Annotated in this window: 12 protein-coding genes; 6 read left to right on the forward strand and 6 right to left on the reverse strand. The window is 69.5% G+C overall.

Annotation, left to right across the window (positions count from 1 at the left end; all coding sequences use genetic code 11):
• Positions 1 to 110: 110 nt before the first annotated feature.
• The 5 genes from IC535_RS07995 to IC535_RS08015 all read right to left on the reverse strand — a co-directional run bounded on the left by IC535_RS07995 (position 111) and on the right by IC535_RS08015 (position 6,564).
• Entirely contained in the window at positions 111 to 1,103 is a 993-nt protein-coding gene (locus IC535_RS07995) for a copper resistance protein B (RefSeq protein WP_228884130.1), read from the reverse strand.
• On the reverse strand, positions 1,100 to 2,917 hold the full coding sequence (locus IC535_RS08000; RefSeq protein WP_228884131.1) for a copper resistance system multicopper oxidase: 1,818 nt from the start codon (positions 2,915 to 2,917) through the stop codon (positions 1,100 to 1,102). The genes IC535_RS07995 and IC535_RS08000 overlap by 4 nt, the downstream gene beginning before the upstream one ends.
• A gap of 106 nt (positions 2,918 to 3,023) precedes the next feature.
• Positions 3,024 to 3,407 carry a CopL family metal-binding regulatory protein gene (locus IC535_RS08005; protein WP_228884132.1) on the reverse strand — a complete coding sequence of 128 codons (384 nt, stop codon included), beginning with the start codon at positions 3,405 to 3,407 and terminating at the stop codon, positions 3,024 to 3,026.
• A 95-nt stretch (positions 3,408 to 3,502) separates the two neighbouring features.
• The gene (recQ, locus tag IC535_RS08010; RefSeq protein ID WP_228884133.1) at positions 3,503 to 5,305 is read right to left on the reverse strand and encodes a DNA helicase RecQ; all 1,803 of its coding nucleotides are present in this window, start codon (positions 5,303 to 5,305) and stop codon (positions 3,503 to 3,505) included.
• 701 nt (positions 5,306 to 6,006) lie between these two features.
• The gene (locus IC535_RS08015) at positions 6,007 to 6,564 is read right to left on the reverse strand and encodes a Dps family protein (RefSeq protein ID WP_228884134.1); all 558 of its coding nucleotides are present in this window, start codon (positions 6,562 to 6,564) and stop codon (positions 6,007 to 6,009) included.
• Positions 6,565 to 6,654: 90 nt separating this feature from the next.
• On the opposite strand from IC535_RS08015, the gene hrpA reads away from it, so the two are divergent.
• A complete protein-coding gene (hrpA, locus tag IC535_RS08020) occupies positions 6,655 to 10,746 on the forward strand; it encodes an ATP-dependent RNA helicase HrpA (RefSeq protein ID WP_228884135.1) in 4,092 nt (1,363 codons plus the stop codon).
• A gap of 42 nt (positions 10,747 to 10,788) precedes the next feature.
• Here hrpA and IC535_RS08025 read toward each other — a convergent pair whose 3' ends face one another.
• The gene (locus IC535_RS08025; protein WP_228884136.1) at positions 10,789 to 11,313 is read right to left on the reverse strand and encodes a hypothetical protein; all 525 of its coding nucleotides are present in this window, start codon (positions 11,311 to 11,313) and stop codon (positions 10,789 to 10,791) included.
• Positions 11,314 to 11,501: 188 nt separating this feature from the next.
• On the opposite strand from IC535_RS08025, the gene IC535_RS08030 reads away from it, so the two are divergent.
• The 5 genes from IC535_RS08030 to mrcB all read left to right on the forward strand — a co-directional run bounded on the left by IC535_RS08030 (position 11,502) and on the right by mrcB (position 19,839).
• The gene (locus tag IC535_RS08030; RefSeq protein ID WP_228884137.1) at positions 11,502 to 13,655 is read left to right on the forward strand and encodes a RelA/SpoT family protein; all 2,154 of its coding nucleotides are present in this window, start codon (positions 11,502 to 11,504) and stop codon (positions 13,653 to 13,655) included.
• A gap of 29 nt (positions 13,656 to 13,684) precedes the next feature.
• A complete protein-coding gene (locus tag IC535_RS08035) occupies positions 13,685 to 15,247 on the forward strand; it encodes a hypothetical protein (RefSeq protein WP_228884138.1) in 1,563 nt (520 codons plus the stop codon).
• Positions 15,248 to 15,301: 54 nt separating this feature from the next.
• Positions 15,302 to 16,186 (forward strand): SDR family oxidoreductase, encoded by an 885-nt coding sequence (locus IC535_RS08040; RefSeq protein WP_228884139.1) that lies wholly within the window; start codon positions 15,302 to 15,304, stop codon positions 16,184 to 16,186.
• Complete coding sequence (locus IC535_RS08045) at positions 16,104 to 17,318, forward strand: glycosyltransferase family 2 protein (RefSeq protein ID WP_228958669.1); 1,215 nt, start codon at positions 16,104 to 16,106, stop codon at positions 17,316 to 17,318. The genes IC535_RS08040 and IC535_RS08045 overlap by 83 nt, the downstream gene beginning before the upstream one ends.
• Before the next feature lie 88 nt (positions 17,319 to 17,406).
• Positions 17,407 to 19,839: a penicillin-binding protein 1B gene (gene mrcB / locus IC535_RS08050; protein WP_228884141.1), complete on the forward strand. Its 2,433-nt coding sequence runs from the start codon at positions 17,407 to 17,409 to the stop codon at positions 19,837 to 19,839.
• Positions 19,840 to 19,844: the final 5 nt, after the last annotated feature.

Genomic DNA, 19,844 nt, shown 5'->3' on the forward strand with positions numbered 1-19,844 from the left:
CAGGCCACGCTTCGACGCGGCCACCTGTGACGCCCCGCCTGCGGCCCGTCTGATCCGGCATGCACAACCCCTGTTGTCCCGGGCGCTCGCCGCGCCCGGGATCTTTTTCCTCAGAACCAGATGCGCATGCCGGCCACCCAGCGGGTGTCGCGGGCACGTTCGCCGGCGGCCAGGTGGTAGTCGGCGGTGTCGCCGAACAGGCGTTCGTGGCTGATGCCGATGTAGGGGGCGAAACGACGACTGAACTCATAGCGCAGGCGCAGCCCGGCTTCAACCTTGTTGAGCCCGGCGCCGTTGCCGTACTCGGGCTCGTCCCTGGCCGAGAAGCTGGCTTCCAGCAGCGGCTGCAGGATCAGGCGGTTGGTCAGCAGCAGCTCGTACTCCACCTCCACGCTTGCCGCCACCTGGCCACCTTCGCCGACATAGGCCGTGGCCGAAGTCTCGAACTTGTACGGGGCCAGGCCCTGGATGCCGAGCGCGGCCCAGGTGCGCGAATCGGCTGGCCGGAAGTCCTGTTTGACGCCCACCAGCACGTCCCACCAGGGCGAGACGCTACGCCCGTAGAGCGCTTCCAGGTCGGCCGACTCGGTGCTGCCGCCACTGCGCTCGCCTTCGCTGCGCAGCCACAAGCGGTGGATGTTGCCGCCGACCCAGCCGCTGGCCTCCCAGGCCTGGCCATTGCCATGACGGCCGTCCCACTGCTCCAGCCGGTTGACCAGCAGCATGCTGTGGACCTGCGGGGCATGTTCCATCGCGCCGTGGTCGATCGGCGGGAACGCGGCGGCGCGGTCGGCGGCGGTCACGGCGGGGATCGGTTCCAGCGGCTCGCTGGGGGCGGGCGGTTTCGGAGCGCCGTGGCCCATCGCGGCATGGTCCATCTGGCTGTGATCGGTGCTGCGATGGTCCATCTTGGAGTGATCCATCGCGCCGTGATCGCTGCTGTCATGGCCCATCTTCGAGTGGTCCATCCGGCTGTGATCCACCGGTGGCGCCTTGGTCGTGGTCGGCGTTGCGGCATGGCCGGCATGCGACTGCGCCCATGCCGGTGCGGACAAGGCCAGCAGCAGGGCCGTGGTCAGTGCGGTGAGAGGGGCGCGGCTCATTCTTCGATCCTCACTTCGCGCATCATGCCCGCTTCCATGTGGTACAGCAGGTGGCAGTGGTAGGCCCAGCGGCCCAGTGCGTCGGCGCGCACGCGGTAGGTGCGGCGGGTGCCCGGCGGCATGTCGATGGTGTGCTTGCGCAGCTGGAAGTGTCCCTCGGCGTTTTCCAGGTCGCTCCACACCCCGTGCAGGTGGATGGGGTGCTGCATCATGGTGTCGTTGACCAGCACGATGCGCATGCGCTCGCCGTAGTTCAGGCGCAGCGGTTCGGCGCCGGCGAACGGAATGCCGTCGAAGGACCAGCTGAATTTCTCCATGTGCCCGGTCAGGTGCAGCTCGACCTCGCGACCGGGTTCGCGCCCGTCCGGGTCGTCGAACAGGCTGCGCATCGCGCCGTAGGTGAGTACGTTGCGGCCGTTGTCGCGCAGGCCGATGCCGGGGTCGTCGAGCTTGGGCTCGGTGGCCATGCTCTGCATGTCGATCAGCGGGTTGCCCTTCTCGCTAGGCGCGTGGCGCGGTGCCTTGGCGTTGCCGCCGTGGGTACCGTGGCCCATGTTGGCGCCGCAGCCGCCTTCCATGCCCTTCATGGCGTGGCCCGACATGCCGTTTGAGCCATGGCCCGACATGCTATTTGGGACATGGGTCATGTCATGGCCCATGTCGCTCATGGTCAACAGCGGGCGTGGGTCGCGTGCGGGAATCGGGGCCTGCAGGCCGTGGCGCACGGCCAGGGTGCCGGCCGCATAGCCGGTGCGGCCCATGTCCTGGCAGAAGATGGTGAAAGCGTCCTGGCCGCTGGGTTCGACGATCACATCGAAGGTTTCGGCCGGGGCGATGCGGAATTCGTCGATGCTGACCGGATGGATGTACTGGCCGTCGGCGGCCACCACGGTCATCTTCAGGCCGGGGATACGCACGTCGAAATAGGTCATCGAGCCGCCGTTGATGAAGCGCAGCAGCACCTTTTCGCCGCTGCGGAACAGCCCGGTCCAGTTGCCGGCCGGGGCGGTACCGTTGAGCAGGTAGGTATAGGTGTGGGCGTTGATGTCGGAGATGTCGGTCGGGGTCATCCGCATCCGGCCCCACATGCCGCGGTCGGCGGTGGCCGCGGCCCAGCCGTCCTTGCGGACATCGCGCAGGAAGTCGGGCAGGGTGCGCTTGTAGTAGTTGTCGTATTCGGCCAGTTTCTTCATGCGCCGGAACAGCGCGCCGGGGTCCATGTCGGTCCAGTCGGACAGCAGGATCACGTGCTCGCGGTCGAAGCGGTACGGCGCCGGCTGCAGCGGGTCGATGATCAGCGCGCCGTACAGCCCGGCCTGTTCCTGGAACATCGAATGGCTGTGGTACCAGTAGGTGCCGGACTGCTTGAGGGTGAACCGGTACTGGTAGGCCTGGCCGGGGGCGATGCCGTTGAAGCTCAGGCCGGGCACGCCGTCCATGTTGGCCGGCAGCAGGATGCCGTGCCAGTGGATCGAGGTGGGGTGGCCCTGCAGGGCGTTGGCCACGCGCACGCTGACGGTGTCGCCTTCGCGCCAGCGCAGGATCGGCGCGGGCAGGCTGCCGTTGACGGTGATCGCCGGGCGGGTGCGGCCGGTGAAGTTGGCCAGCGATTCACCGATGCTCAGGTCCATCTGCGTGCCGCTGAGGACCTGCGGGGCGCCGGCCACGCTCGGGCCGGCCGCGGCGAAGGCACGGCCGGGCAGGCCGCTGGCGACCAGGCCGGCGACCACGCCGCCGGCGGCGGCGCCTTGTACGAACAGGCGGCGCGACGGCATGGGCAGCTGGCCCGGGCCGGGTGTGTTGGGGAATGACATTGCAGCTCCGAATCGGATGGGAGTGGCACCGGCAGGTGCGGTCAGGACGCGCACGCGGCAAGGCGTGGCATCGCATCGAACAGACGCGCCCGCAAGGGGCGCAGGTTCAGCCGATCGGAGGGCGGGTGATGCGGTCCAGCGGCAGCGCCGGCAGGGCCGGCCGGGTGCGCTCGAGCGGGGCCAGGGTCAGTGGCGGCGGGCTGGCGATCCAGGCGATGGTCGCCGCCAGGCTGGGTTGCTGTGCGCAGTTGCGCAGGCATTCCTTGATTTTGCAGTGGTCGCCGTCATGCGGGGCCTGCACGGCCGCATCGGGGTGATGGTCGTGGTGCGTGGCTACTGCCTGGGCATCGCCGTGGCAGGGCGCGGCCGGTGCGGCGGCAACCGGTGCGGCCAGGGCCATGGCCATCGGCGCGGCCATGGCGACATTCAACCCGTTGAGCAACAGGCTGAAGATCAGGACCACTCGCAGGAGCAGGCTACCGGCGGACATGGGGCCTACCCTAGCGCCAAACCGGCGCGCGTGCACCTGCAGCTGAACGCGCCGTTCAAGCCTGGCGCCCGGTCCATGGCCGTGCCGGCGGCCCATCAGCCTTGCTCGCGGACGATGTCCACCAGCCGCTCGCCATAGCGGGCCAGCTTGGTGCCGCCGATGCCGCCGACCCGCCCGAGCGCGTCGATGCTGGTTGGGCGCTGTTCGGCGATGTTGCGCAGGGTGCTGTCGTGGAAGATCACGAAGGCCGGCACGTTCTGTTCCTTGGCCAGTTCGGCGCGCAGGCTGCGCAGCGCGTTGAACAGGGCCAGATCCTGCGGCAGTACCGACAGGCCGGTACGCTGGCCGCTGCGCTCGCGCTCGCGGGCCTTGGGGCTTTCGCGGCGCATCATGACCTTGCGCTGGCCTTTGAGTACCTCGCGGCTGCCGTCGGTCAGGCGCAGGCCACCGTAGGCTTCGCTGTCCACTTCCAGCAGGCTGGCGGCCACCAGCTGGCGGAACACGCTGCGCCAGGTGCGTGCGTCCAGGTCCTTGCCGATTCCGTAGGTGCTGAGCTGGGCATGCCCGAATTGGCGGATCTTGTCGTTCTCGCCGCCGCGCAGGATGTCGATCAGGTGGCCCACGCCGAACCGCTGGCCGCTGCGGTAGACGCAGCTCAGCGCCTTCTGCGCGGCCACGCTGGCATCCCAGGCATCGGGCGGCACCAGGCAGTTGTCGCAGTTGCCGCAGGGCTGGGGGTAGGTTTCGCCGAAGCCGGCCAGCAGCACCTGGCGGCGGCACTGCATGGATTCGCAGTAGCCCAGCAGGTGGTCGAGCTTGTTGCGTTCCAGGCTTTTGCGTTCTTCGCCGGCTTCGGACTGCTCGATCATCTGCTTGAGCAGCACCACATCGCCCAGGCCATAGCAGAGCCAGGCTTCGGCCGGTTCGCCGTCGCGGCCGGCGCGGCCGGTTTCCTGGTAGTAGCCTTCCATCGATTTGGGCAGGTCGGTATGCGCCACGAAGCGTACGTCGGGCTTGTCGATGCCCATGCCGAAGGCGATGGTGGCGCACATGACGATGCCGTCCTCGCGCAGGAAGCGGCGCTGGTTGGCCGCGCGCACTTCGGCGGGCAGGCCGGCGTGGTAGGGCAGGGCGTTCATGCCCTCCTTGCAGAGGAACTCGGCGGTTTCCTCGACCTTGCGCCGCGACATGCAGTAGACGATGCCGGCTTCCTGGCGGTGGACCTTGAGGAAGTCCAGCAGCTGGCGCTTGGCGTTGTCCTTCTGGACCACGGTGTAGCGGATGTTGGGGCGGTCGAAGGAGCTGACGAAGTGCTGGGCGCCGGTGAGGTCCAGGCGTTCGGCGATTTCGCGCTGGGTCGGCGGGTCGGCGGTGGCGGTCAGGGCGATCCGCGGCACGTCGGGCCAACGTTCGTGCAGGACGGTGAGCTGGCGGTACTCGGGGCGGAAGTCGTGGCCCCACTGCGAGACGCAATGGGCTTCGTCGATGGCGAACAGGGCGATCCTGCTGCGCGCCAGCAGCGACAGGAAGCGGCCGGTGAGCAGGCGTTCGGGGGCGACGTAGAGCATGTCCAGTTCGCCGGCGAGCAGTTCCCGTTCGACCCGGGCGGCGGTGTCGCCATCGAGGGTGGAGTTGAGGAACTCGGCGCGCACGCCCAGCTGGCGCAGGGCTTCGACCTGGTCCTGCATCAGCGCGATCAGCGGCGAGATGACGATGCCGGTGCCGTCGCGCAGCAGCGAGGGTACCTGGTAGCACAGCGACTTGCCGCCGCCGGTAGGCATCAATACAAGCGCGTCATTGCCGGCGGCGACATGTTCGACGATCGCTTGCTGCGGACCGCGGAAATCGTCGTAACCAAAAATACGGCTGAGCAGGTCGTGCGCGGGGCGGGAAGACATCGCACTAGTTTACCCCGCCGCGCAGGCCGGCCGTGTCCTCCAACAGCGGTCTGGCGCGTAGGCCCACGCCCACAAGTCTCCGGCACCGTCCAGGATCAGGGTAGTGCCGGCCGCTGGCCGGCTTTCCGCAGAATCGACTCCAAGCCCAAAGCCAAAGCCAAAGCCAAAGCCCCAGAGCCTAAGGCCATAGTTATTCCTGCCAATGGTTGGCGCGGGGTGTGCGGGTTGGCGGGACACGCCGTAAATCCCGCTCCGCGGTCCGGCCCAGCCGCTGGCGGCTGGGCGTTCGAGCGCATGCGAGGCAATGCCTCGCAAGCAATGCGTTCTCACCCCTGGAGGCTCGTGAGCGCCATCCATGGCGCCCAACGGTCCCGCCAACCCCCACACCCCGCGCCCCTGACAGTTGGTCGGTGCGCGGGGGAAAGCGAGCCAAAGCCTAAAGCAGTGTCCTTGCCGGCAGACATGGAAGCGAAGGGCCCAAAACGCAGAACAGGCGCCATCGGACGCCTGTTCTGCATGCTCTTCTCTCTTCCCAACCGCCAGATGCACATCCATCTAGGCGAGGGTTCCAGCCCCTTGCCGGGACCGTTGGGCGCCAAGGATGGCGCCCACGAGCCTCCAGGGAAGGATTTACGGCGTGTCCCGGCAAGGGGCTGGGAGCCTCGCCGCGCGCAGAACATGAGCGCGCCAAACAACCCGCTTTACTGGAGCAACGACCGCAGCATCCAGGCGTACTTCTCGTGGGTCTGCAGGCGCTGGGTCATCAGGTCCTCGGTCGGGGCGTCGTCGGCGTCGTCGGCCACGTCCAGCACCTTGCGCGCGGTCCGGCACACCGCCTCGTTGGCAGCCACCAACTGGCGTACCATCTCACGCCAGTCCGCGCTGTCGGTCAGGCCCGGTTCCTCGGTGATCGAGGTCAGGGCGGCGAATTCGCGATAGGAACCCGGCGCGTTGAAGCCCAGGGCGCGGATGCGTTCGGCCACGTCGTCCAGCGCGGCCCACTGTTCGGTGTACTGGGTCTCGAACATGGTGTGCAGCGAGTTGAACATCGACCCGGTCACATTCCAATGGAAGTTGTGGGTCTTCAGGTAGAGCGTGAACGCATCGGCCTGGAAGGCCGCCAGCCCATCGGCAATCTTCTTGCGATCGCCTTCCTTGATCCCGATATCGATGTTCGGGGCCGACGGGGCCGCCGTTGCCAGCTTCTGCTTGCCGGTCTTGGCCTTGATTGCCTTGACCGGGGTCTTGGTCTTCGCCATGGGAAACGTCTCCTGTTGGATTGGGATGGCCTTCACAATAGATCAGACTACTCTTTCAGTAGTAAACAAAAGTTCTAAACAATTCGATTGATGAACCCTATCAACAAAACCAGCGCCTCTCCCCGGCACCCGCCGCAGCCGGCCCTCGACCAGGCCATGAGCCGTGATCGCGGCCGCCTGCTGGGCCTGCTGTCGCGCATGCGCGCCAAGCCCGGCGATGCCGGCGTGGCGGCCGCCTTCGAGCAAGCCCTGCAGGCTTCGGTGGAGCGCCGCCAGGCGCGCGCGCGCAATCTGCCTGCGGTCACCTTGGACGAACAGCTGCCGATTGCGCGTGAAGCGGCGCAGATCACCGCGCTGATCCGCGACCACCAGGTGGTGGTGATCGCCGGTGAAACCGGCTCGGGCAAGACCACCCAGCTGCCCAAGCTGTGCCTGGCCGCCGGCCGCGGCGTGGCCGGCATGATCGGCTGCACCCAGCCGCGACGGATTGCCGCACGCGCGGTGGCCACCCGCGTGGCGCAGGAACTGAAGTCCGAACTGGGCACCACCGTGGGCTACCAGGTGCGCTTCACCGACCGGGTCGGCGATGACACCCGCATCAAGTTCATGACCGACGGCATCCTGCTGGCCGAAATCAGCAGCGACCGCTGGCTGTCCCAGTACGACACCATCATCGTCGACGAGGCGCACGAGCGCAGCCTGAACATCGACTTCCTGCTCGGCTACCTCAAGCAGCTGCTGCCCAAGCGCCCGGACCTGAAGCTGATCGTCACCTCGGCCACCATCGACACCTCGCGCTTTGCCCAGCATTTCAACGATGCCCCGGTGATCAGCGTCGAAGGCCGTACCTTCCCGGTCGAAGTGCGCTACCGCCCGCTGGAAGGCGAATCGGGCGGTGAGGGCAGCGACCGCGATGGCGAGCGCACGGTGAACGACGCGGTGGTGGCGGCGGTGGATGAGATCACCCGGGTCGACCCGCGGGGCGACATCCTGCTGTTCTTCCCCGGCGAACGCGAGATCCGCGACGCGCACCAGGCACTGGAACGGCGCAAATACCGCGAAACCGACGTGCTGCCGCTGTATGCGCGGCTGTCGGTGAAAGACCAGGACGAGGTGTTCAACCCGGGCAGCAAGCGCCGCATCGTGCTGGCCACCAATGTCGCCGAAACCTCGCTGACCGTGCCGCGGATCCGCTACGTGATCGATCCCGGCCTGGCCCGGATCAAGCGTTACAGTCCACGCCAGAAGCTGGACCGGCTGCATATCGAGGCGGTGTCCCAGGCCAGTGCCAACCAGCGCAAGGGCCGTTGCGGGCGCGTGTCCGAGGGCATCTGCTACCGGCTGTATTCGGAGGCCGATTTCCAGTCGCGCGCCGAGTTCACCGATCCGGAAATCCGCCGCTCCAGCCTGTCCGGGGTGATCCTGCGCATGCTGCAGCTGGGCCTGGGCCGGATCGAGGATTTCCCGTTCCTGGAAGCGCCCGACGAGCGCGCGGTCGCCGATGGCTGGCAGCAGCTGGGCGAACTGGGCGCGGTCGATGCCGAGCGGCGGCTGACGCCGGTCGGGCGGCAGATGGCGCGCCTGCCGGTGGACGTCAAGCTGGCCCGCATGCTGGTGGCCGCCCAGGCCCAAGGTTGCCTGCGGCCGATGCTGGTGATCGCCTCGTTCCTGGGCATCCAGGACCCGCGCGAACGCCCGCCCGAAGCACGCGGCGCGGCCGATGCCGCCCATGCCCTGTTTGCCGACGGCCGCTCGGAGTTCGTCGGCGTGCTGCGGCTGTGGGACGGCTACCGCCAGGCCCATGAAGACCTGACCCAGTCCAAGCTGCGCGGCTGGTGCGAGCGCCATTTCCTCGGCTTCCTGCGCATGCGCGAATGGCGCGAACTGCATCGCCAGCTGCGCCTGCAATGCGAGGAACTGGGCTGGACCGAAGAACCGGCCGCTGCCGCGCTGGAGCCACTGCTGGCCGGTGCCTCCGCGCCGGCCCCGGCCGCCGATGACCAGACCAAGGTCAAGGCCACCCGCGGCCAGCAGCACCGTGCCGCGCGCCTGGCCCGCGAAGGCAAGGCCGAACCGGCGCCGGCCAGCGCCGGGCCGGCCGCTGCGTTGCCCGAGGCGCGCAGTGCTTTCAGCGAAAAGGTGCGCGCGGCCGCCTACCAGACCCTGCACCGCGCGCTGATCGCCGGGCTGCCCACCCAGATCGGCCACCGCAGCGACAAGGGCGATTTCCTCGCCCCGCGCCAGCGCCGTTTCCTGCCGTTCCCCGGCTCGGTCCTGGCCAAGCGGCCGCCGCCGTGGCTGCTCACCGCCACCTTGCTGGACACCCAGAAGATCTGGGGCCTGACCAATGCGGCGATCGAACCGGACTGGGTGATTGCCGAACTGCCGCACCTGCTGCTGCGCAAGCACTTCGACCCGCACTGGTCGCGCGCCCAGGGCCAGGTGCTGGCCTCCGAGCAGATCAGCCTGTTCGGGCTGGTGCTGGCGCCCAAGAAGCCGGTCCACTACGGCCGCATCGCGCCGGCCGAGGCGCATGAGCTGTTCGTGCGCCAAGGCCTGGTCACCGGCGAAATCAACACCCGCGCCGGGGTGATCGGCGACAACCTGGCCGTGCTGGAGCAGGCGCGCGAGGAAGAGGCCAAGCTGCGCCGCGCCGGCATCGTCGCCGACGAGGGCTGGCAGGCGCGCTGGTACCTGGACCGGATTCCCGGCGAGATCCATTCGGCCGCCGCGCTGGATGCCTGGTGGCAGGCGCTGGCCCCGGAAAAACGCCGTGCGCTGGCCTGGTCGCTGGCCGACCTGCTGCCCGGCGAGGGCAGCGATGCCGAGCGGTATCCCAAGTACCTGGCGCTGGGCGATGCACGGCTGGCCCTGCATTACCGGTTCGAACCGGGCAGCGAGGACGACGGGGTCAGCCTGGATGTGCCGCTGCACCTGCTCAATGCGCTGGATGCGGCGCGGTTGTCGTGGCTGGCGCCGGGCTTTGTCGCCGACAAGGCTTCCGCGCTGATCCGCAGCCTGCCCAAGGCGATGCGCCGCAACTACGTGCCGGCACCGGATTTCGGCCGCGCCTTTGCCGAAGCCTTCGCCGAGCCCAGCGCCGACGATATCCGCGGCGAGCTGGCCCGGTTCCTGACCCGCGCCACCGGCGCGCAGCTGGCCGCCACCGATTTCGACCTGGCCGCGCTGGACACCCACCTGCACATGAACCTGCGGCTGTACGCCGCCGACGGCAAGCTGCTGGCCAGTTCGCGCGACCTGGACGGCCTGCGCGCGCGCTTTGGCACCCAGGCCGGCGATGCGTTTGCCGCACGCGCCGGGCGCGCGCTGGCCGCTACCGGCCTGCGCGACTTCCCGGCCACGCCGATTCCGCTGCAGGTGCCCGGCGAAGCCGGCGTGCCGGCCTACCCGGCCCTGGTCGATACCGGCGAGACGGCCGCGCTGCGCATCTTCGCCGACCGCAACGAAGCCCTGGAGCAGCATCCGCGCGGCGTGCGCCGGTTGCTGGAGATCGCGCTGGCCGACAAGGCCAAGCAGGCCCGCAAGCAGTTGCCGGTGCCGCCCAAGACCGGCCTGCTGTATGCGGCGATCGAATCGCAGGAACGCCTGCGCGGCGATCTGGTCGATGCCGCGATCAACGCGGTGCTGGCCGATGGGCTGGGCGAGATCCGCAATCCGGCCGCGTTCGCCCAGCGCCGCGATGCGGCCGGCAAGGGGCTGTTTGCCGAGGCGGTGGCACGGCTGAAGCTGGCCGAGAACATCCTGGCCCACGTCGCCGAACTCAAGCCCTTGCTGGAATCACCGCTGATGGGCTGGGCGCGCGGCAACCTGGACGATCTGGAGCAGCAACTGGCCGCGCTGGTGCATCCGGGCTTCCTGCGCGATACCCCGGCCGACGCACTGGCCCAGTACCCGCGTTACCTGCGCGCGATGATCCTGCGCAGCGAACGGGCCAAGCGCGATCCCCCGCGCGACCAGGCGCGCATGCTGGAACTGCGGCCGTTCATCGATGCACTTGCCGAGGCCGACGCGCGCGGGCAACGCCAGCGCCCGCAATGGCAGGCGCTGCGCTGGGACCTGGAAGAGTTGCGGGTGTCGCTGTTCGCCCAGGAACTGGGCGCCAAGACCGGTGTGTCGGCCAAGAAGCTGGCCCAGCGCGTGGCCGCGCTGCGCCAGGCCTGACCCCGCGTCGCCCCGTGCCGACGCGGCAGGGGCGATGGCGGCCTACTTGACCCGGCGTACCTTGGCGCGGGTGTTTACCCCCTCCACGCGCAGGTACCAGGCGCCGGCCACGCCCGGGGTGATGGCCACCACCGGGTCGGTCTTGCGTACGCCTGCCAGCTGGGTGTCGTCGGTCTGCTCCCATTCCTGCGCATTGGCCAGCACGTAGCGGCGGCCCTTGCCGAAGCCACGGAACTCGCCGGGCAGGGTGCTGGCGATCGGTTCGCTGCTGCCGAAATCGAAGAAGCCGCGGTTCTTGACGATCACTTCCTGGCGGCCTTCCTCGCGCGCCTGTTCGCGGACCTGCTCGCGCACATCGGCGGTGACCGCGGCCACCTTGCCCTGCAGCCAGCTGTTGAGGGTGGCCAGTTCGGTGGGGTTGAGCTTGTCCAGGCCGGCGGCCTTGAACTCGGCCGGCGTCATCTGCTGCTGCAGATCACCTTCGACCACCCGCTGCGCCAGCGCCGGGCTGGCCAGGCTCAACAGGACGGCCGCACTGGCCAATACACGTAGACGGGAAAAGCGCATGGCAACTCTCCTGGATGTGGCCGCAGTGTAGGGCCAGCGGCTGCGTTTGGGCGAGCATCGGCGCACAGCGCCAAGTGGCCCGGCGGGCGCTGCGGGAATCAGCTGATGCGCAGCGATGCGGCGGTTTTGATTGTCCCTGAACAGCGGCGGCGCTAGTGTAGGGGTCTCTGTCTTGCCTGCACGATGCTGTGAACCGCGCTTCTGTCCCCGGCCTGGATGCCTTGTTGAACCGACCCTCGGCGGCGTCGCTGCCCACGGCGTTGCGCGAGGCGCTGCTGCTGCGCTGGCAGGCAGCCGACGCCGAGCCGCCGCTGCGCTCGACCTGGTCGGTGCTGGCCGACACGCTGGATGCGCTGGCCCTGCTGTCGGCCGACGAAAGCGCCTTGCTGGCAGCGCTGCTGTTCGACCTGCCGTGGCTGCGCGCCGGCCTGGACGCGCTGCCGCTGGGCCCGCTCAAGCCGGCCGTGGCCGGCCTGCTGGAAGGCCAGGATGCGGCCGACCAGGTCTGGGCCCTGCATGCCGGCCGCGATGCCGGCCGCAACAGCGAAGGCCTGCGCCGGCTGCTGCTGTCGATCATCCAGGACCTGCGGGTGGTGCCGATCCTGCTGGCCCGGCAACTGGCGCGCATGCGCGGCGCCGACCGCCTGGCCGAGTCCGAGCGCCGCGCCCTGGCCCAGCTCACCCGCGACATCCACGCCCCGCTGGCCAACCGGCTGGGCATCTGGCAGTTGAAGTGGGAACTGGAAGACCTGGCCTTCCGCCACCTGGAACCGGACACCTACCGGCGCATCGCGCGCGAAGTGGATGAAACCCGGCTGGCGCGCGAACGCTATGTGGAAACGGTGAAAAAGGTGCTCTCGCGCGAATTGCATGCGCAGGGCCTCAGCGCCGAGGTCAGCGGCCGCCCCAAGCACATCTACAGCATCTGGCGGAAGATGCAGAAGAAGAAGCTGGCCTTCGAGCAGCTTTACGACATCCGCGCGGTACGGGTGATGGTGCCCGACGTGGCCGCCTGCTATGCCGCGCTGGGCGTGGTGCATTCGCTGTGGGCGCCGGTGCCCAGCGAATTCGACGACTACATCGCCCGGCCCAAGGCCAACGACTACCGCTCCCTGCACACCGCGGTGATCGGCCCGGAAGGGCGCACCATCGAAGTACAGATCCGCAGCCATGACATGCATGCCCAGGCCGAACTCGGCGTGGCCGCGCACTGGCGCTACAAGGAAGGCAGCAAGGGCGCCGAAAAGGCCTTCGACCGCAAGATCACCTGGATGCGCCAGCTGCTGGAACAGTCCCAGGACGGCCATGCCGGTGAACTGGCCGGTGCGCTGGATGCCGAGCTGACCGAAGACCGGGTGTATGCGCTCAGTCCCAAGGACGAGGTGATGGACCTGCCGCAGGGCGCCACCCCACTGGACTTTGCCTACCACGTGCACACCATGGTCGGGCACCGCTGCCGCGGGGCCAAGGTCAACGGCCGCATCGTGCCGCTGACCTACCGGCTGCGCAGTGGCGACCGGGTGGAAATCCTCACCGGCAAGGAGGCCGACCCGCGCCGCGACTGGCTGCTGGCCGCCAATGGCTTCCTGGCCAGCAACCGCTCGCGGGAAAAAGTGCGTGGCTGGTTCCACAAGCTCGACCGCGCGCGCAACGTGCACGCCGGGCGCGAGCTGCTGGAGCGCGAACTGAAACGGCTGGGCCTGCAACATGCCGACCTGGGCGTTGCGGCGAAGAAATTCCACGCCGACAGCGTCGATGATCTGTATATCCAGGTCGCGCTGGGCGACACCGGGCCCAACCAGGTCAGCCGCGCGCTGCTGGAAGCCGAGCGCGCCGCCAGCCAGCCGGCCGCACCGGCACTGCCGCGGCCGACCGCGCGCCGCGACAGCCTGGGCAAGTCCAAATTCACCGTGCAGGGCGTGGGCAACCTGCTGGTGCAGCTGGCGCGTTGCTGCCAGCCGGTGGCCGGCGAGCCGATCGTGGGTTATCTCACCCGCACCCGCGGGGTCACCGTGCACCGCACCGACTGCGCCGCGCTGGCGCGGCTGGCCGCGGCCAGCCCGCAGCGGATCCTGCCGGTGGAGTGGGGCCAGGCCGGCAGTGGCTACGAAGTGGATGTGGTGGTCGATGCGGTCGACCGGCGCTGGCTGCTCAAGGACATCACCAACCTGATCGCGCAGGAAGATGCCTACGTGCTGGACATCCACAGCGACAACGTCCGCAACAGCGGCCGCGCGCACCTGCGGTTGCGGTTGAAGGTGAGCGATTACGGCCAGCTGTCCACCCTGCTGGGCAAGCTCGATGCCCTGCCCGGGGTCAGCGATGCGCGCCGTCTAGGCTGACCTCACGTGGTCCGCGCTAGGCTCAACGGATGAGCCACTCTTCCGACCACGACGATGCCGCGCACGCCGCGCTGCGCCGGGTGCGCCGCGAAGGCCGCTGGTGGTGGCTGCAGGCGCGCCATGCGCGGCGCGTGTGGCGGTGGGCGGTGCCGGCCGCGGTGCTGGTGTTCGTGCTGCTGGCGCTGTTGCGCGGGCCGTTGGCCAACTGGTTCTGGAATGAACCGCAGGTCGAACAACTGCTCGACCAGGGCGACCGTGCGCTGGCCGCCGGGCACCTGAGCGCGGCCGACGGCAGCGGCGCGCGCGAGTCCTACCAGGCCGCGCTGGCCCTGGACGGCGACCGCAACCAGGCCCGCAACGGATTGGCGCGCACCGCGCAGGCGGCCTTGCAGCAGGCCCGCGATGCGCTGGCGGCCGGCGACCTGGACGCGGCCGGGCGCGCGCTGGCACTGGCCCGCGAGCTGCAGGTGCCGCAGCTCGATGCCGACGTGCTGGCCGAACAGCTGCGCGCGCGGCGCGGGGCGCAGGCCGGGGTCGGCGTGCTGCTCGGCCGTGCCGAAGCGGCCCTGCTGGCGCAGCGCCTGGATGGCAGCGAGGATGCGGCGCTGCCGTTGTTCCAGAAGGTGCTGGCGGTGGCGCCGAACCAGCTGCGCGCGCTGGAAGGGCGCGAGGATGCGTTGTCGGACCTGTTGCTGCAGGCGCGCCAGGCCGCTGCGGCCGGCCAGCTGGCGCAGGCGGCCGGGCTGGTCCAGCGGGCGCGCCGGTTCGATGCCGGCCACGTCGACCTGCCGGCCACCCAGGAAGCCTTGAACAATGCGCTGGAACAGCGCCAGCGACAGGCCGAACGTGCGCTGCAGCGGCAGCGTTGGGATGCGGCCGCCGCCGGTTTCCAGGCGGTACTGGCCGCGCTGCCCGACGATCCGGCGGCCCGCCTCGGCCTGCAGCGCGTCGCCGAGGCGCAGCTGGTGCGGGCGGTCCGGCTGGCCGGCGATTTCCGCTTCGACCAGGCCGAGCAGGCATTGCAGGCGGCGCAATCGCTGGACGCGGCCGAGGCGGGGGTTGCCCAGGCGCGCCAGGCGGTCGCCCAGGCGCGCCAGGCCCAGCAGGCCTTGAAGACGCCCTCGGCACCGCGCGTACAGCGTGAGCGGGCGCTGGCCGCCCTGCTCGAGCGCATCGCCGATGCCGAGGCGCAGGGCCATTTCCTGACGCCGCCGGGGCGCAGTGCCTACGACGCGCTGCGTGAAGCACAGGCCCTTGCCGCAGGCGATGCGCGCGTGCGCGCGGCGGCGCAACGGTTGCTGCCGGGCACCCGCCGCTGCTTTGAAGACCGCCTGCGCGAAAACCGCGTACAGGCCGCCGGTGCCTGCCTGGACGCCTGGCAGGTGCTGGCCCATGCCGATCCGGCCCTGGCACCGGCACGGCAGCGGCTGGCGCAGCGCTGGCTGGCGATCGGCAGCGAGCGGCTGGGCAGTGGCGATCTGGATTTTGCACGGCGGGCGCTGCAGCAGGCCGACGCACTCGGGGTGGATACCGCCAACAGCGACTACCAGTTGCTGCAGCAGCGCCTGCGCGACATCGAGGGCGCCCGCTGAGAGCGCCGGTCGGCTTGGGCTATAGTGCTCGGCCCGTTCGAGCGTGAGTCCGGCATGACCGTTCTTGTTTCCGGCGCGACCAGCCAGATCGGCCGGTTCCTGTTGCCGCGGCTGGTCGCCGCGCAGCTGCCGGTGCTGGCGGTGAGCCGGCACCGGCAACCGGAACAGCAGGGCGTGCGCTGGCTTGCAGGCGACCTGCCCGGCGTGCTGCGCAGCGCCGCCGGCGGTTCCTGGCAGGCCATCGTCAGCTTCGGCCCGATGGACCCCCTGGTGGATTGGCTGGCAGCCCAGCCGGTGGCGCCGGCGGCGAAGATCATCGCCACCAGTTCGATGAGCGTGGTGACCAAGCAGAACTCCGCCCAGGCCGATGAGCAGGCCGTGGTGCTGCGCCTGCAGCGCGGCGAACAGGGCATTGCCGCGCAGGCGGCGCGGCTGGGCATGGCCTGGACCCTGCTGCGGCCGACCCTGATCTACGGCGCCGGCATCGATCGCAGTCTTACCCCGATCGTGCAGCGTGCGCGGCGTCTGCGCGTGTTCCCGATCCCGATGACCCATGGCCTGCGCCAACCGGTGCACGCCGACGACATCGCTCAGGCGGTGATGGCCGCCCTGGCCGGCGATGCGGCCAGCGGCCAGGTGCTGGAGATCGGCGGCGGCGAGCGGCTGGATTACCAGCAGATGTTCCAACGCGTACATGCCAGCCTGGCCGAGCGCACGCTGCCGCTGTACCTGCCCGCGGCCGGGTTGCGCCTGCTGGCCAGCCTGGTGCCGCGCGCACGTGGCCCGGTGTCGCGGCTGGGGCAGGATCTGCTGGCCGACAATGCCCGGCTGCAGGCCCTGCTGGGCGTGCAGCCGCGTGGGTTCCGGCCCGACGCGGCCACCTGGCAGCCGATGTCGCCGGCCCAAGCGCGTGCGCGCATCGGTACGGGCACGTGCTGATGCGCGCGCGGCCTGCATGTGGTGCGGTGGATCGGCTCTGCTACCATCGCGCCGCCCGATCGCAACCGAGGACGAGCTGATGTCCGGCGCCCGCCCCGAATTGAACGCTGCACCCCGCGTTGGCGTCGCACTGTGCACCTACAACGGCGAGCACTATCTGCAGGAGCAGCTGGACAGCCTGCTGGCGCAGACCGTGGCGGTCGAGGAGGTGGTGATCGGTGACGATGGTTCCAGTGACGGTACCCTGGCCATCCTGGAGCGGTTCGCATCGCGCGCGGCCGCCCTGGGCATCCATGTCGAGGTGATCCGGCACCCGCGCAATCTGGGCTACGTACTGAATTTCTCCGAGGTGCTGCGACGCTGCCGCGCCGAGATTTTGTTCCTGTGCGACCAGGACGATATCTGGTACCCGGACCGCGTGGCGAGCTTCCTGCAACGCTTCGACGCCGACCCGGGCCTGCTGCTGCTGCACAGCGATGCGCGTCTGGTCGATGGTGCCGGCATGCCGCTGGGTACCACCCTGCTGGATGTACTGGGAGTGCATCCGGCCGAGGTGGCGCTGGAACGGTCCGGCCTGGCGCTGGATTCCATCCTGCTGCGCAACTTCGTCACCGGAGCGACCTGCGCACTGCGGCGGTCTCTGCTGGAGCGGGGCTTGCCGGTCGCGCCAGACTGGAGCCACGATGAGTGGCTGGCGGTGATTGCGTCGCTGGAGGGGGGGTTGGACATGCTGCCGCGGCCCACCATCGATTACCGCCAGCACGGCGGTAACCAGATCGGCGCCAAGCGGCGTTCGTTCCTGCAGCGCCTGCGCGGCGTTGACCTGTTCAATGCGCGGGCCCGGCAACGTACCGCCCTGCGCCTTCAGGCGCTTCAGGCGCTGCTGCGGCAACGCCGGGTGCAGATCGCCCCTGCGCATGTGCATGGCCTGGCTGCGTTGGCGTGGCGCATGGGGTGGTCCCGCTTGAAGATCTACCGGCGCGCGGATGTCCAATGGGCGTGGATCGCCCACGACGCGCCGCGCCTGATCGCGCGCATCGGCAATGCCTGCCTGGCCGGGGGCGGCTGGGCAGGGGTCGGCGCCGCCTGCGCCGGGGCATGGGCGGGCTGGCGTGGACAGCAGTTGACGTGATTGAACTGGGGTGAAACGAAGGGCCGGCCGCCGACGGATGCCGCGATGGCTGCGTTAGACTCGGCAGAATTTACTCTCCAGCATTCCCGTGCCCCGACGCTACGATTCCGACGACATCGACGAGTTCGACGACGACACCGACAGCCGCTGGCCGCTGTGGCGTCGACGCCTGATCACCTGGGGCATGGCCGCGTTCGCGCTGGCGCTGGGTTTCCTGATTCCCTATACGGTGTACCTGAACAAACAGGTCACCCAACGGTTCGGCGAGCTGCGCTGGCAGATCCCGACCCGCGTCTATGCCCGTCCGCTGGCATTGGCGCCGGGGGTGGCGATGGATGCGCAGACGCTGAAGACCGAACTGGCCGCGGCGGCCTACCGCGATGACGGCACCGGCAAGGCGGCGGCCACCTACAGCCAGGACGGCGGCCGCTTTGTGATCTCCAGCCGCGGCTACAACGATGTCGATGGCCCGGTCGCCCCGCGCCAGGTCGAGTTGACCCTGTCCGGCGGGCAGATCGGTTCGCTGCGCGATGCGCGCAGCCGCAAGGCCCTGAAGGCCGCGCGGCTGGACCCGGCCCGGATCGCCACCCTGTACGGGCAGAAGCAGGAAGAGCGCCGGCTGGTACGCATCGAGGAAACCCCCGAACTGCTGGTCACCGGCCTGCAGGCGGTGGAGGACAAGGACTTCAACCGCCACCACGGCATCGACCTGAGCGGCATCGCCCGCGCGGTCTGGGTGACCGTGCGCTCCGGTGGCCAGAGCCGCCAGGGTGCGTCCACCCTGACCCAGCAGTTGGCGCGCAGCGGCCTGCTCGGGATCGGCAAGGAACAGACCGTCACCCGCAAGTTCAACGAGGTGCTGTACGCGCTCATCATGGAAGCGCGCTACGACAAGCGCACCATCCTGGAGGCCTACCTCAACCAGGTCTACCTGGGCCAGCGCGGCAGCCAGGCCATCCACGGCATGTCGTCGGGCGCCGAATTCTGGTTCGGCCGCGACCTGTCCTCGCTCAATACCGAACACGTCGCGCTGCTGATCGGCCTGGTCAAGGGCCCGTCCCACTACGACCCGCGGCGCAATCCCGAGCGGGCGCTGGACCGCCGCAACTTCGTGCTGGGCAAGCTGCACGAAAGCCAGCTGATCGACGATGCCGAATACCAGCGTGCGCTCAAGGCGCCGCTGGGCGTGCCCAAGACCCCGGGCCTGATCGCGGCCAACCGCTTCCCGGCCTACGTGGACCTGGTGCGGCGCCAGCTTGGCCACGATTACCCCGAGTCGGTGCTGCAGGGCGCCGGCCTGAGCGTGATGACCGGCATGGCGCCGTCGGCCCAGGCCTATGCCGAGGGCGCGGTGACCAAGACGCTCAAGTCGCTGGAAACCAAGCGCCGCCCCGAATTGCAGGCCGGGTTGGTGCTGACCGATGTGCACAACGGCGACGTGCTGGCCGTGGTCGGCAGCCGCGATGTGTCCGAACCTGGCTTCAACCGCGCCATCGAGGCGCAGCGCCAGGTCGGCTCGCTGCTCAAGCCGTTCGTCTACCTGCTGGCCCTGGCCCAGCCGGACCGCTATTCGCTGGCCAGCTGGGTGGATGATTCACCGGTGACGGTGCAGCTCAGCGGCGGCCGCAAGTGGAGCCCGGGCAACGCCGACAACCGCAGCCACGGCACGGTGCGGATGATCGATGCGCTGGCGCACTCCTACAACCAGGCCACGGTGCGGATCGGCATGGCGGTGGATCCGGAACGGCTGACCAAGCTGATCCACGTGCTGGCCGGGATCAAGGCCGACCCCAACCCGTCGGTCATCCTCGGCGCGACCGACCAGAGCCCGTATGCGATGGCCCAGCTGTACCAGTTCCTTGCCTCGGGCGGTGAGATCCAGCCGCTGCATGCCGTGCGTGGCGTGCTCGATCCGCAGGGCAAGCTGCTCAAGCGCTACGACAAGAGCCCGGCGCCGGCCCAGGAGGGCGATTCGATCGCGGCCAACCTGATCAGCATCGGCCTGCAGCAGGTGGTGGCCAGCGGCACCGCGCAACGGCTCAATGCCGACGGCCTGGCCCGCCTGCAGGCGGCCGGCAAGACCGGCACCTCCAACGACGGCCGCGACAGCTGGTATGCCGGCTACACCGGCGACCATCTGGCCGTGGTGTGGATGGGCAACGACCAGAACGCACAGACCGGCCTGTTCGGCGCCAGCGGCGCGATGCGGGTGTGGTCGGGCATCTTCAGCCGCCTGCCCAGTTCGCCGCTGAAGGTCAGCAACAAGGGCCTGGACTGGCAGTACGTGGAGGCCAGCGGGACTGCGGCCACCGATGAAACCTGCCCGGGCGCGCGCCGCTTCCCGTTCGTGGTCGGCTATGCGCCGGCCTATGCCGCGTGCACGCCGCCGGCCGCCCTGCCGGAAGGCGAGGGCGGTGAAGGTGCCGAAGGCGGTGGCTGGCGCAGCTGGTTCGGGCTGGACAAGAAGCCCGAACCTGCGGCCGAGCCGGCCCCGGCCGCCACCACTCCCCCTGCGCGATGATTCCG

Origin of the sequence: Stenotrophomonas rhizophila, from assembly GCF_020857975.1 — a bacterium.
Taxonomy (GTDB): Bacteria; Pseudomonadota; Gammaproteobacteria; order Xanthomonadales; family Xanthomonadaceae; genus Stenotrophomonas; species Stenotrophomonas rhizophila_C.